The sequence below is a fragment of the Leifsonia sp. McL0627 genome (assembly GCF_058244615.1).
Map to the genome: position 1 here is coordinate 247,317 of NZ_JBZCGM010000002.1, position 12,253 is coordinate 259,569.

Consider the following 12,253-nt stretch of genomic DNA (forward strand, 5'->3'; position numbering starts at 1 on the left):
TATCAAGCCCCGCTTCCGGGGTACGGCAGGCGGTCCGCCCGCTCGATTTATCTTGCACACGGCTGTGCAAGAAGAGTATGATCGAATACATGCCCTCCCCCACCACCCGCGCTCCGCGGCGCGACGCCGCCGCCAACAGGGAGGCGATCATCGCTGCAGCAGCGTCAGCCCTCAACGAGGACATCGACGCCTCCCTCGAGACCATCGCCGCCCGCGCCGGACTCAGCCGCCGCGCCATCTACGGCCACTTCGCCACCCGCGACGACCTGTTGATCGACGTCTTCACCCGCGGCGCCGCCCGCCTCGCCGCCCTCCTCGAGCCCGTCTCCCATCCGGATGCGCGGGTCGAGATCGCCCTGTTCGGCGCCACCCTCTGGGCCGAGGTCGAGCACGTGCGCGTCAGTGCGGCCCTCGCGGTGCGCGGCCCGCACCGCCAGCTCGTCGGTGCAGCCCTCGACCCGGCGCGCGAGCGTCTGCGCTCCACCGTCGAGCGCGGCATGGCCGCCGGCCAGCTGCGCACCGACCTCGATCTGGACACCGTCACCCGTCTGGTGGAGAACGCCGCCGTCGCCGTGCTCGACGAGGCGACCAGGGCCAAGCTGTCCAACGAAGCAGGGCACACGCTCGTCATGCTCGCCGGGCTGAGCGCCGCCGGACTCGGCTGGCGCGAAGCGGACGCGCTGATCGCCGACACCCCCGAACTCGCCTTCCAGGAGGTCCCCGCGTGAAGATCGTGCTCGACAGGGTCGCCAAGGGCGCACACAACGCCGCCCTCCCGCCCGCCACCGTGACGTTCCAGACCGGAGAGGTCACGCTCGCCAGGGCGGAGACCGAACAGCGGCCGACCGTCCTCGGCCTCATCGCGTCCGGCCGGATGCGCCCGGACGCCGGCACCGTGACCATCGACGGAGCCACCGACTACTCGGCCATGCGCAAGCGCATCGCCCTCATCGACGCCCCGGACGTGTGCGAACCCGCCGCCGACGTCACCGTGGCCGGGATCGTGGCGGAGGAACTGATGTTCGCCGGCCGCGCCTCCAACCCCATCGCCGTCAACCGGCGGCTGAACGAGCTCGGCGCCTCCGAGTTCGCGCGGTTCGCGATCGGGAACGTGCCGCCGACCGTACGCATCCGGTTGCTCTCCGAGCTCGCGCTGATGCGCAAGGGCGTCGAGGGTCTGGTCATCACCTCGCCGGACCGGCACGGAGGCGACCCGAACGAGTGGTGGGAGCTCGCCCGCGGCCTGGCCGCGCGCGACATCGCCGTGCTGATCGTGGCGGGAGACGCCTCGGCGGCCGCCATCGCCGCATCCACCCTGGTATCGCGCCTCGGTGAGACCGCCACGCAGGCCGCCCCGGGCACCTTCGACGAAGACCCGTACCGCGACGACACCGACGAGCTCCCCGACCTGATCGTCGCCCCCGCACACGCAGCAGACCGCGCGGAATCGCGCACAGAAGACCGCGCGGCAGAACGCGCAGAGGAAACCGAATGAAGATCCCGCAGATGATCGCGGCGGAGTTCCGCCGCCTCACCGCCAGCCCCATGTCGATCGTGGCGCTCATCGCCCTGATGTGCGTCCCCGTGCTCTACGGCGGCCTCTACCTCTGGGCCAACCAGAACCCGTACGCGAACCTCAACAAGATCCCGGCCGCCATCGTGGTGGACGACACCGGCACGACCGTCGACGGCAAGGCCGTCAACTACGGGCACGACGTGGCGGACGAGCTGATCAGCGACGGCTCGTTCGACTGGCACATCGTGGAGTCCGGCTCGGCGGCCAGCGGCGTCGACGACTCCAAGTACGACTTCAGCATCACCTTCCCCTCCACCTTCTCCGAAGCCCTCGCGTCCGCCTCCACAGCGAACCCGCATCGCGCGACGGTGACGCTCACGACCAACGACACCAACAGCTATCTCGCGTCCACCATCGGCACGCAGGCCGCGGAGAAGATCCGCACCTCCATCGTCAAGAAGGTCAACCAGCAAGCAGCGGAGCAGTTCCTGCTCGGACTCTCCGACATCCGCTCCAACCTGGTCACGGCGGTGGACGGCGCGAACAAGCTCGTCGACGGCAGCCAGACCGCGCAGTCCGGCGCCTCCACCCTCGCCGACGGCACCAGCCAGCTGGCGACCGGTTCGCAGCAACTGTCGGATGCGCTGGCCCAGCTCTCCGGGGGAGCGGCCCAGGTGAGCGACGGCGCGGCCAAGGTCGCCGCGGGCAACGACCAGCTCGCCGCGAAGGCGACCCAGGCGGGAACGGCGGCCGCACAGCTCGCGACGGACGCCCCCGCGGTCGGGCAGGAACTGCTCGCGCAGCTCCAGCAGGCGGGTGCGACGCAGGCGCAACTCGACCAGGTCTCCACGGCTCTCGGGAAGATCGACGCCAAGGTGCAGGACGGCAACGCCCAGGTGCAGAACCTCGTCGGGCAGGTCAACCAGCTCGCCGCCGGCGCCGACCAGGTGTCGTCCGGCGCCTCCCAGGTGGCCTCCGGCTCGACGCAGGCGGCGGGCGGGGCCGCCCAGCTCGCCACCGGCAGCAAGCAGGCCGCCTCCGGCGCGTCCCAGCTCCGCGACGGCCTCACGACCCTGCACGACGGCACGGCGTCCCTCCGCGACGGCCTCACCAGCGGCGTGAAGCAGATCCCGGACAACTCGCCGTCGCTGCAGAAGAAGCAGGCGACGACCATCGCCGACCCGGTGAACCTCAAGAACGACTCCATCACCTCGGCGGGAACCTACGGGGCAGGCCTCGCGCCGTTCTTCGTCGCCCTCGCCGGCTGGATCGGCATCTATGCCCTGTTCCTGATCGTCAAGCCGGTCTCCCGCCGCGCCATCACGGCGTTGCACTCGCCGGTGAAAATCACCCTCGCCGGCTGGCTCACCCCTGGCCTCCTCGGCGCGATCCAGATGGTCGGCCTGTTCGCGATCGTCTCCGGAGCCCTCGGCTTCCGCATCGACAATCCGCTCGGGATGTACGGCTTGATGGCCCTGGCGTCGCTCACGTTCGCGGCGATCATCCTGGCACTCAACGTCTGGCTCGGCAGCGTCGGCCAGTTCCTCGGACTGGTGCTGATGGTGTTGCAACTCGTGACAGCGGGAGGCACCTTCCCCTGGCAGACGTTGCCGGGCCCGCTCGCCGCACTCCACCACGTCCTGCCGATGTCGTACGCGGTCGACGGCATCCGGCAGCTGATGTACGGCGGCAACCCGGCCACGGCCTGGGCCGATGCGGGTGTGCTGGGACTCTGGCTGCTCATCGCGCTGCTGATCTCTGCCATCGGCGTGACGAGGATGACCCACTTCCGCACGCTGCGCGACCTGCGGCCGAGTCTGATCGGGTGAGTGCCGTCTGATCGGCAGCCCCTCCGAAAGGGTCGATCGGCAGAATATAACCATCAGATGTATTATGATGAAACCTTGGGCAAGGAACGCAGCCACTCAAGGAGATTCACGATGGTCAACGTGTCGCGCGGCAAAAACGGGAAGTCACGGGTTGCACGTTTCACCTCCGCAACGCTGCTGCTCGTGGTGCTGGCACTCGGCTTCATGGTCGTCAACAACGAAGTCTCTCGGCGCGGCACAGCGTTCAACCCCACGGTGGCTCTGGTCAACGAAGATCTCGCCGCCGAATTCAACGACAAGGCGTACGTGTTCGGGGCGAACTTCGTCGACCGCGTCTCGAAAGACTCTGAATACAACTGGACAGTGCTCTCGCGGCCGATCGCCGAGAAGGCCTACAAGGATGGGTCCGTCGACGCGGTCATCTACCTGCCCCAGTCGTTCTCGCACGACATTCTGACTCTCCAAGACCTCGACCCGACGAAGGCGACGGTCGAGTACAAGCTGCGGTCGCAGGTCGACGAGCAGTCGGATCGGCTGCTGAAGACCAAGATCGTCGACATCGTGCACGGATTCAATCAGGGTGTCGTGAAGATGTATTACGCCTCGGTCGCCGGCAACATCGCGGAGGCCGACAGTTACATGAACGCCGCCTTCGGCAACCAGGAAGCCCTCATCGCAGCCTTGACGTCAGACGTCGAGGAGCCGTTCTCCGGCACGATGCCGAACTTCGAGAACTTCGTCTCGAGCGCCACGGGCTTGAACGAGGCGAACGCCGCGACGGTCGAGGCTCAGAACAGTTTCGCCGAAGCGGTCATGAAGATGCTCGCGGACAGCAGCGAAGCGTTGTCCGGCAAGCTGCCGGAGATCTTTGAGTCTGCGAATCGGCAGAAGGAGATCGCGCAGATCAACGCGACGAACACCAACGCGAGACTCACCGGTCAGGCTGCCGCCGACCGGGAGTTCTACGGCAATCAATTCGATTGGCTGAGAGTCGGCACGTTGTGCAGGCTGAGCGGAGTCGACGCGTCAGGTCTCGCGGAACCCTGCGCGGATCCAGTGGGCACGCGGCCCCCTCACCTCGCCGGTCAGCTCGGCTCGCTGCGACAAGCGATCACCGGCTACGCCGACACCGTCCAGGCCCAGCAGAGCGCCATCCCTCCCCTTCGGGACAGCCTCGACGCGAGTATCGCGAACCTGACCGCTATCGCCGCACTTTTCGAACCACCAACGCTCCCGGCCACTCCGCCTGTCCCCGGCAATCCGCCCGTCCCGGCCGATCCGCGCGCCCCTGCCGATCCACTTGACCCCACCGATCCGCCGGTGGCGTCCGTTCCCTCCGTTCCGATCGTTCCTGCGATCCCGACGCTCAACGCGGTGGTGCTCCAGGGTCTCAAGGCAGAAATCGAAGCCCTCACGACGACGAGAGATTCCCTGAATTCGGACGACGTCCCGATTGCGCAGTTCGATGCGCAGCTGACGAACTTGGACGCGTGGCTCGCCGACGCTGTGGCGTCCGTGCAAGGTTCCGCGCTGACAACGAGCACGGTTGCCGGCCTCGAGGTCAAGGATTGGAACAGCTACGACCCGGACAGCGCCGAGGTATACATCGACAACAGTGACACACTGCATCAGAGCATCGCAGACCTGGTGACCCAGACGGCGGAAGCCAGCAGCACCGTCGCCAGCAGCAAGCTGACCGTCCTCGACAACTCCCCCTGTTCGACGCGCTCCTGAAGAGCGCCAATGCCACGTTCACCGGCGCCGAGGCCGTCCATCACGGCGTCGACGATGTGCTGTCCGCCGGAAACCTCGGACTGGACAAGAACCAGCAGTACTACCAGAACTTCGCGACCGTGCTGGCCAACACCAGAACCCAGGGGGTCGATTCCGCCAAGATCCACGACTTCTTCTCCGCCCCCATCGCCGCGAAAGACATCACCGCCGCTCGGGCCGCCGTTCCCAGCACCTTCGCGACAGACTGGCTGGTCGTCTTCGCCGGCGGCCTCCTGGTCGGCGTACTGGTCACCGTGCTGAGCCGCACGTTCAGCCGCAAGAAGAGCGCCTGAACCCCTGCGACGATTCGTCGCACGGCCTATGGCGCGGCTGACCGCCTTTCGGACTCTTCTCCGTGCAGCTCGAGCAATCACAGCGTAAGGAGCATGTCACCGATGGGGCGACGACGCAGCCGCAGTGCGAGGGACTGGCAGTCGCTGTGGTGGCTCAGCGGGGGCGCACTGCGTTTCGCCATGCCGCTGTTCTTCTCCGGAGCACTTCCGATGCTCGCGGGCCAGGAACGCCACGACGGGCTGACGATGTTCCAGGCTTGCTTCTTCTTTGGAGTAACCGCGGTGTTCGTCACCTGGATTCCGCACGTGTTCGCGATTGCAGATGGCTATCTGCCTGCTTTCGCGCACGAACGAAACACGCCAGCCCTGTTCTGGCACCTCGTGGCGATGACGACGGTCTGCGCACTGCTCTTCGGTGGGACGCCGTTCTTACCACTTGCCGACGGGTATGACTTCAGTGCGGTGGTCTTGAACGGCAAGCACGGGTCCACCATTCCGCTCTGGGTCGTGGCCCCGATATAGTGGGCGGCCTCCGCCCTGCTGCTGTACCGAACGGCGCGGGGCCTGTGGCGGCGGTTGAACCCGCGGGCGCGTAAGCGATGAGCGGCGCACGCAGTCGGCGTCGCCACTGAACGTGTTCCTCCGCACATCTGGCCGCTCCAGGACGTTGGGCTCGCCCTAGCTCGACTCTCCCGATACCTGTTCAATTCCGGTCGCCGCAGAGAATTCTCGGAGGAACGCCTCAGGAAGACGCAAACGGCAGAAGCGGTCGATATCGCCCAGGCTTGCGCGGATCGAGCCCTCATCGTTCTCCATTGGGACGCGCTTCCCGAAAAAGGTTCGGACTGCTATTCCGTCTAGAAGCATGACCAAACCAAAGCGCCCATAGCGTGAGTCGATTCCGCACGTGAAGAGGAACGACTCATACAGAATGAATTTGACGTCACCTGTCGCGCTGTCTGCTGATATGACGTCAGCTCTGCTTCCGAAGTGTTCATGCAAGAGTCGCGGTAGCTGTTGAAAGTCAATTGTGCTCATCGTCTTACAATCTCCTCTCGCGATCATTAGTTCCGCATCGAGGACCTACGCATTCACGCTTCGATTTGCCGCGCCCGCAGCCATCGCACTCGCCAGAAATCGTCGGAGGCAAATCGCCCGACGTACAGAGATGGGGCAGCTCGTCTCACCGTTCCGGGAAGATCGTCGAGCTCTTGCCTCGATGGCGCACGCCCAGATACCTGCCGCACGCCGAGGTCGAGTTCTGGGCTAGTAATCGCGCCGACCTTGTTCCGGATCAACGTTGGTCTCTTCCGCCCGCTCATACGCAGCCAAGTACCTGTCGGAGAGTCTGAGGCGACAATACTCATCTGCGATAGCGAATGCTCTCTTGATCGAATCCGCATCGTTGTTCGCTGAAAGCTTTTGTCCTAGGAGGGTGATCAACGATGAGTTGCCTGGGAGCAGAAGCGACATGCCGAACACGTGAGTGAGTTGGTCGAGCGTGGCGTTGAAGGCGAATGCGTCGTAGAGGACAAATGTGATGCGTCCGGTAGTTGGGCTGACGGTCAGAACTCGCACTTTACCGCCGAAGACGGTTTCAACGAAGCTGGCCAAATCTTCAATATCTCTGAGTTTGTCCACGCCTTCTTCCTCTGATCATTGAACTCGGTGTCGAAATATCGTTAGGCGGGTCGGCTGCGCTCCAGCGCCCGAACGTAGCTTTCCGGACGGAGAGCTCGAACGTGTTTTCGTCTTTCAGCCCGGGGCACGTCTTGATTCCGTCCCAGTCGTAGCCGAGTTCGAACGTTCTCGGGCTGCGGCTTCAGAACTTCGTACCGCACGACTATTACGTCCCCTTACCGTTCGCCAAGCGCACGCGTACGGGGCGTTCGCAACGGGCGGGGTGGCGGTTCAAATGGCGGTTCGCGCTTTTATTCGTCTGATCGGTCGGCATTGAGCGTTACGGCGACCTTCTCACCCTCCGGGGTGTGGGCGAACCAGCATACGAAACCCCATGATTCCCAGTCCTCAAATTCGGGCGTGTATGCCTCGGCGAGCCTGTCAACCTGCTCCTCGATAGTGCCCGTCCCGTCAACCCATTCCGATTCCTCATCAGTGACCTTGTAAAAATGTCCCAACATGATGTAGCCCTGAGTCAACAATGAACGCACGGCATCCAAGACCAAACTCTTTCGTCTCACGGGGTCCTTTTCCGATTGCGCCCCATAATCATCGATCGCGGTGAGTGGAATTTCGCCATCGAGCTCGCTCAGTAAGATCGTTTCCTCAAGTGCGTTCACTGTTCGCTCCATACTTTGGGAAAGTGGACCTTGACGTATGTCCTGCTGCTGCCCTTCGGCGGGAGGCAGCAGACCGAGTCACACCAAAGCTCACTCGGGCTGGTGCCGCGCGCGGGTCATCTCTTCGTGGCGCTTGCGCCTGTCCTCAAAAACATATTCATATGCCTCACTCAGCGTTCCGAGGAACTTGTTGCCGCGCGCTCCGACCCGAAAGAAACCGTCTCGATCGCCCGACAACCAGATCTCATAGAGCCCATCAACTGTCGGCACGAAATTGAAGCTTCGCAAGACCAGGCTGGCAGAGTCCTTTGGGATCCAGACGATATCCTCAGCCCCCTCTCGCGAGTAGCCGATCTCGGACATCCTTTGAATGAATTGCTCGTGATTCATGGAATCTCCTTCACATAACCTAAGTCAATCAGCTCCTGAATTCCCTCCGGGAAGTGATACTGCGTTCCACGACCTGGTTGCTCGAATCCGCGCGCGATCTCTCCCACGCGAACGTCATCGGGTAGAGGCCTCAGGACCTCATAGTGCACTACTGTCGTATTACGCCCGAGCCGATCAGGCGGGAGCGACAGCTGGTCAAAGGGCGTTCCTGGGGGAGCCGCAAAGTTCCCGTCGATGGGAGTACCGTCGTCGGCCTTGAACGCGATGCGTTCGAGCGTGTCACCGGGTACAAGATCTGAAGGCTTCGATATCCCGTCGGTGAAACCATCCTTGTGAGGCGGGTCATAGGGCCAGTTCCACTGTGGCCTACCTTTGTCGTCGAATCCCCTCAAGTACTTGTCCAGGAAGCGGTCCCAGCCAAGTCCACCGGTCGGGTCGTAGCCAGGGAGGTCTCTCCCTCGTGTTGCGTCAATCAGCCCCTTCTTCAGAGACTGAACTTCGTCAAGGGACCTCGCTGCCACAGTGAGGGAGGTGCCTGCCCGAGCGAACTTGAGCGCTGCGGCGCCGGGGATCAGGACGCTGGCCACCTGTCCGGTCGCATACGCGTCGCCGCTGAGTATTTTCCCGGCGGTCGCGGTCACCTGGTTCCACAACTGGTTCCGGGCGTCCGCGTCGGTGGCCAGCGTCTGAACGCCGTCCGCGATCTCTCGCACGTTCATCTGGGCCGCCCCGGCAGCCGCCTGGACCAGTCCGGAGCCGACACCGGCGAGGAGTTGTAACCCCCAACTGCCGGAGTCGGCGGCGGGTTGGGCGACGTGCAGGTCATACCAGTGATCGACCGCCTCCGCCGCCATCCCGATCAGGTTGAGTCCTTGCCCGGTGGTCGCGATCGACACATGGTTGATCGCACTGTTGACCCCACCGATCACCATCGCCCCGCCGAGCACGGTCAGGCCGAGGGAGAACCCGCCGGTGAACGGGGTCAACCCGACCCCGATCGCGGTGACCAGGGCACCGATAGCGATCTGTAACCCGTCCCCCAGCAGATCCCAGACCGCTTTCTCCCGCTGGGCGGCTTCGACGTCGTCCGCGTACTGGGAGAACATCCTCTCCCACCCGGCCGTGGCAACCTTCTGGTTATCCCGGCAGTAGTCGAGCATCCCCCCACTCAGCTCCCCCAACTGCTGCAGGGTGAGACGGAAACTCCCCGACTGATACGTGCGCCCCCGCCCCACCATCAGACCGCCCACATTGTTCAGGACGCTGCCCAGCTCGGCGATCAGGTTCTGCACCTGCGCGAACCCCGGATCCGACGCCTCATACGCCTGCCAGGTCTCCTTCTGCCCCTTCACAACCAGATGCATCCCCTGCAGACCCTCCACCGTCTGCTCCACCGCGTGCGAACCAGCACCCCCCAACGCCACCAGGTGCGAGGCATCCGCCGCGATCTGCCGCAACTCGGCCCCGAAACCCCGCAACGTTGCCATCCCGGACTCCAACTGGGCCACGTGCGCGTCATGCTCATCCGCCACCAAACGGAAGTCCCCACCCGCATCCACCTGGCCGTAACCATCCCAATACACGCCCACCGCCGTCTGGAACGTCGACAAACCGATCAGCAACGACTGCAGAACCGGCACATGCACCTCACGGATATACGCCCGCATCGCATCAGCACCCTTGCCGCTGATACTCCCCGACCCCGCCAGCACCTCCAACCCCTGCACCAACTGGGCCACCGACTCAACCCGACCAGCCAACCCCTCCTGCAACCCCGGCGACGACGCCTGCCACGCATCAGCCGAAAACTCAACCACACTCACCGGGACGCATCCTCACGATCCTGCACCTCGATGTTCACACCGAGTTGGTCGAACTCCTTGGTGTCCTTTCGCGCCAAGCTGCCGTAGGTGGCGATCAAGCTGGAGAGATCCGCGTAAATCTTCGACACGGTCGTTGCGCCGGGAACCTTCAGAGGTTCCCCTCTGGTCCACCCGTCTTTCGTGTCGGCGACATGAGACGTGAGTGAGGAAACCTTCTGCGTTTCCTCGTGGAATCCTTTTCGAATACCTCTGGTGGTCATCGTCTACCTCCGTTGCTCCACAGCTCGATCAGTTCAGGGCGATCGTGATCGCCTGAGCCGACAGGATGGGATGTTCGAGCGGATTGATTGAAAACGCGAGGCCGCGTTGTTTGGATTTGCAGTCGCTGATCGCCTGACCGATTTGCTCGCTGATCTGTGAGTGACTGGACTTGGCTGTGTCGAAGCGGCCTGTGAAAAGGTTCCGCTTCTGACCCGCCCACAGACCGCCGCCAGCATCCTTGTACGAATTGACGCTGAACCCGCTCACCGAGTCGCGCACGCTCGCGAGTCGACTAATGATGTCTTCCAACTCACGAACTTTTGCCAGGACCTGCTCGTCACTCATCGTCGCCCACCACATCGCGGACGCCTGCGAAAAGATCCTCGTCCTGCACAGACGACGCCACCGGCTCCACGCTCGCGGACACGGGAGTGGAGCCGTCGCTTTCGTGTTGCTGCTGGAACCGCGCATACGCGTCGTCCAGGATCTCAAGCACCAGAGCGTTGTCGTCGTCTGTGAAGCCCTCGTGCACGATCTTGAGAATGTCGTCGTGGTTGAAGTAGGCGATGTTCGTGTCGATCATGCCTTCCGGATACATGAACGCGCCGTAGTCGAAGAAGTCGTCCTCAACGATCGAGCCGCGGGAGACGACCAAGAGCTTTTTGACCGAGCCCTTCAGAATGACGACGCTCCCCAAAGGGAGAAACACTCGCTTCTCCTCCTGTGCTTGCTGTTCCTCGGTCATGTCCGTTTTCCTTTCCTACGTAGCTCACTGAACTTTCCTACGTAGCTCACTGAATGGGTCCCTCGGATCGCTCACCACGCCGCTAGGGACCGCCTCACCTGAAGTAGGTTGGGGCGCAGCAGGAGGGACGGCGGAGGGTCGCGAAAGATCAACCGTCAGATCCGGTTCCGCGACAGCTGGCCGCTGCACTGGTGGGGCCTTCGCGTTCTCCAGTTGCTTCTTTGCGAACACGACGTCGTCCGGACTCTCGTAGCCGCGATGCACAATTTCGGTGATCTGCGTCTGCCGGATCACGATCTCCCTCACACCTGCGGCTGCGCCCAGCGGGTGTGGAACTCCTTTGTAGCCGGCCAGGAACCCGTCCACTGATTTCTGAAATCCTCGCGCGACGATGACATAGGTGCCTTCATCGTCCTCAATCTGGACGGCGCTCCCCAGCGGGAGCAGCGTCGGAGCCTCACTCACGAGACCGCTCGTTTCGGTTGAGGGAGCTTGATCGTCTCGAAAACGCTTCCGCCTCGCAGCACGAAGAATGGCTCGTCGATTCTCGGCTCGGCCTCGTTCGAGGTCCCCACGGTCTTCACGAGCGGACTGTCGTAGGCTTTCGCCCCGACCACTCCGGTGAACTTCAGTTCCCTGATGAGCTTCGGCACCGCATCGAACGACTTGGCGACATACTCGTGGCGGCTGAAGATCATGAAGTCGAGTCCGGCTTTGGAGGTGTGCTTCAACGCGAGCGCGAAATCTTCCGGCTTCAGCCCCGTCTTGGCGATGAAATCTGCGAGGTTCGCGATCACGAGGACCGTATGGACGCCGTGAACTTTCTGCTTGTTGAGACCGAGATAGGCGACGATGCCGGCGACGATCCGGTTCGCATCATTCGTGCTGGTGACGTAGCTGAAATTCGTCGGCAACGGGTTCTTGTCGAGGGCTTCTCCAAAGGATTCGTCGAAGTCGACAACCATGAATTCCGCCTTCACCCGGCTGCCCTGCGCGAGGAGAACCTCCTGAAAGAGCAGCTCTTGCTCATCGTCCCGCGGAGCGAACAAGAAGAAGGGCTGTGCTCCCGGGAGGAACCCGACCGCCCCGGTGGTCGCCTTGGACAGCCCAACCGCCACGCCGCCGACCTCTTCGATCCTGCCGACCGTCACGAAATCTCGGAACGCCTCCGGCGTGAGCTCCTGCGGGACCATCGGGATCTTCGTCGGACGTGCGCCCGTCCAGCCGTCGCTGAGGGCCGTGATCTGCTGTTCGAGCGCTGCGAGCGTCTCGGAGCCGTCCTGACCGGGTGCGGGGAGGTAGAACTGGATCGCGGTGGGCACG

Annotated in this window: 15 protein-coding genes; 6 read left to right on the forward strand and 9 right to left on the reverse strand. The window is 63.5% G+C overall.

Going from position 1 to position 12,253, the window contains the following annotated elements:
• Positions 1 to 89 precede the first annotated feature (89 nt).
• The 6 genes from AC37TH_RS01600 to AC37TH_RS01625 all read left to right on the forward strand — a co-directional run bounded on the left by AC37TH_RS01600 (position 90) and on the right by AC37TH_RS01625 (position 5,933).
• On the forward strand, positions 90 to 728 hold the full coding sequence (locus AC37TH_RS01600) for a TetR/AcrR family transcriptional regulator (RefSeq protein ID WP_490762604.1): 639 nt from the start codon (positions 90 to 92) through the stop codon (positions 726 to 728).
• Positions 725 to 1,495, forward strand: coding sequence for a hypothetical protein (locus AC37TH_RS01605; RefSeq protein ID WP_490762605.1), 771 nt, complete (start codon positions 725 to 727; stop codon positions 1,493 to 1,495). The genes AC37TH_RS01600 and AC37TH_RS01605 overlap by 4 nt, the downstream gene beginning before the upstream one ends.
• On the forward strand, positions 1,492 to 3,345 hold the full coding sequence (locus tag AC37TH_RS01610; RefSeq protein ID WP_490762606.1) for a YhgE/Pip family protein: 1,854 nt from the start codon (positions 1,492 to 1,494) through the stop codon (positions 3,343 to 3,345). The genes AC37TH_RS01605 and AC37TH_RS01610 overlap by 4 nt, the downstream gene beginning before the upstream one ends.
• Entirely contained in the window at positions 3,346 to 5,079 is a 1,734-nt protein-coding gene (esaA, locus tag AC37TH_RS01615; protein ID WP_490762607.1) for a type VII secretion protein EsaA, read from the forward strand.
• A gap of 56 nt (positions 5,080 to 5,135) precedes the next feature.
• Entirely contained in the window at positions 5,136 to 5,411 is a 276-nt protein-coding gene (locus AC37TH_RS01620) for a hypothetical protein (RefSeq protein ID WP_490762608.1), read from the forward strand.
• Between the two features lie 180 nt (positions 5,412 to 5,591).
• Positions 5,592 to 5,933 carry a hypothetical protein gene (locus AC37TH_RS01625; RefSeq protein WP_490762609.1) on the forward strand — a complete coding sequence of 114 codons (342 nt, stop codon included), beginning with the start codon at positions 5,592 to 5,594 and terminating at the stop codon, positions 5,931 to 5,933.
• Positions 5,934 to 6,677: 744 nt separating this feature from the next.
• On the opposite strand, the gene AC37TH_RS01630 is transcribed toward AC37TH_RS01625, so the two are convergent.
• The 9 genes from AC37TH_RS01630 to AC37TH_RS01670 form a co-directional block, all read right to left on the reverse strand.
• Positions 6,678 to 7,052, reverse strand: a complete 375-nt coding sequence (locus tag AC37TH_RS01630; RefSeq protein ID WP_490762610.1) for a hypothetical protein — start codon at positions 7,050 to 7,052, stop codon at positions 6,678 to 6,680.
• A 290-nt stretch (positions 7,053 to 7,342) separates the two neighbouring features.
• Entirely contained in the window at positions 7,343 to 7,711 is a 369-nt protein-coding gene (locus tag AC37TH_RS01635) for a hypothetical protein (RefSeq protein ID WP_490762611.1), read from the reverse strand.
• Between the two features lie 90 nt (positions 7,712 to 7,801).
• Positions 7,802 to 8,101 (reverse strand): hypothetical protein, encoded by a 300-nt coding sequence (locus AC37TH_RS01640; RefSeq protein ID WP_490762612.1) that lies wholly within the window; start codon positions 8,099 to 8,101, stop codon positions 7,802 to 7,804.
• Positions 8,098 to 9,924, reverse strand: a complete 1,827-nt coding sequence (locus tag AC37TH_RS01645) for a glycohydrolase toxin TNT-related protein (protein WP_490762613.1) — start codon at positions 9,922 to 9,924, stop codon at positions 8,098 to 8,100. Before AC37TH_RS01645 ends, AC37TH_RS01640 begins: the two co-directional genes overlap by 4 nt.
• On the reverse strand, positions 9,921 to 10,184 hold the full coding sequence (locus tag AC37TH_RS01650; protein ID WP_490762614.1) for a hypothetical protein: 264 nt from the start codon (positions 10,182 to 10,184) through the stop codon (positions 9,921 to 9,923). Before AC37TH_RS01650 ends, AC37TH_RS01645 begins: the two co-directional genes overlap by 4 nt.
• Before the next feature lie 28 nt (positions 10,185 to 10,212).
• Entirely contained in the window at positions 10,213 to 10,530 is a 318-nt protein-coding gene (locus tag AC37TH_RS01655; RefSeq protein ID WP_490762615.1) for a hypothetical protein, read from the reverse strand.
• The gene (locus AC37TH_RS01660; RefSeq protein WP_490762616.1) at positions 10,523 to 10,930 is read right to left on the reverse strand and encodes a DUF4176 domain-containing protein; all 408 of its coding nucleotides are present in this window, start codon (positions 10,928 to 10,930) and stop codon (positions 10,523 to 10,525) included. The genes AC37TH_RS01655 and AC37TH_RS01660 overlap by 8 nt, the downstream gene beginning before the upstream one ends.
• Before the next feature lie 24 nt (positions 10,931 to 10,954).
• Positions 10,955 to 11,395, reverse strand: a complete 441-nt coding sequence (locus tag AC37TH_RS01665) for a DUF4176 domain-containing protein (RefSeq protein WP_490762617.1) — start codon at positions 11,393 to 11,395, stop codon at positions 10,955 to 10,957.
• Positions 11,392 to 12,123 carry a hypothetical protein gene (locus AC37TH_RS01670; protein WP_490762618.1) on the reverse strand — a complete coding sequence of 244 codons (732 nt, stop codon included), beginning with the start codon at positions 12,121 to 12,123 and terminating at the stop codon, positions 11,392 to 11,394. The genes AC37TH_RS01665 and AC37TH_RS01670 overlap by 4 nt, the downstream gene beginning before the upstream one ends.
• Positions 12,124 to 12,253 lie beyond the last annotated feature (130 nt).

Excerpts from the sequence above, each read along its gene's own strand:
- AC37TH_RS01650 (WP_490762614.1), bottom strand. The coding sequence starts at position 10,184 with ATGACCACCAGAGGTATTCGAAAAGGATTCCACGAGGAAACGCAGAAG.
- AC37TH_RS01625 (WP_490762609.1), top strand. The coding sequence starts at position 5,592 with ATGCCGCTGTTCTTCTCCGGAGCACTTCCGATGCTCGCGGGCCAGGAA.
- AC37TH_RS01600 (WP_490762604.1), top strand. The coding sequence starts at position 90 with ATGCCCTCCCCCACCACCCGCGCTCCGCGGCGCGACGCCGCCGCCAAC.
- AC37TH_RS01670 (WP_490762618.1), bottom strand. The coding sequence starts at position 12,123 with ATGGTCCCGCAGGAGCTCACGCCGGAGGCGTTCCGAGATTTCGTGACG.
- AC37TH_RS01655 (WP_490762615.1), bottom strand. The coding sequence starts at position 10,530 with ATGAGTGACGAGCAGGTCCTGGCAAAAGTTCGTGAGTTGGAAGACATC.
- AC37TH_RS01640 (WP_490762612.1), bottom strand. The coding sequence starts at position 8,101 with ATGAATCACGAGCAATTCATTCAAAGGATGTCCGAGATCGGCTACTCG.
- AC37TH_RS01660 (WP_490762616.1), bottom strand. The coding sequence starts at position 10,930 with ATGACCGAGGAACAGCAAGCACAGGAGGAGAAGCGAGTGTTTCTCCCT.
- AC37TH_RS01610 (WP_490762606.1), top strand. The coding sequence starts at position 1,492 with ATGAAGATCCCGCAGATGATCGCGGCGGAGTTCCGCCGCCTCACCGCC.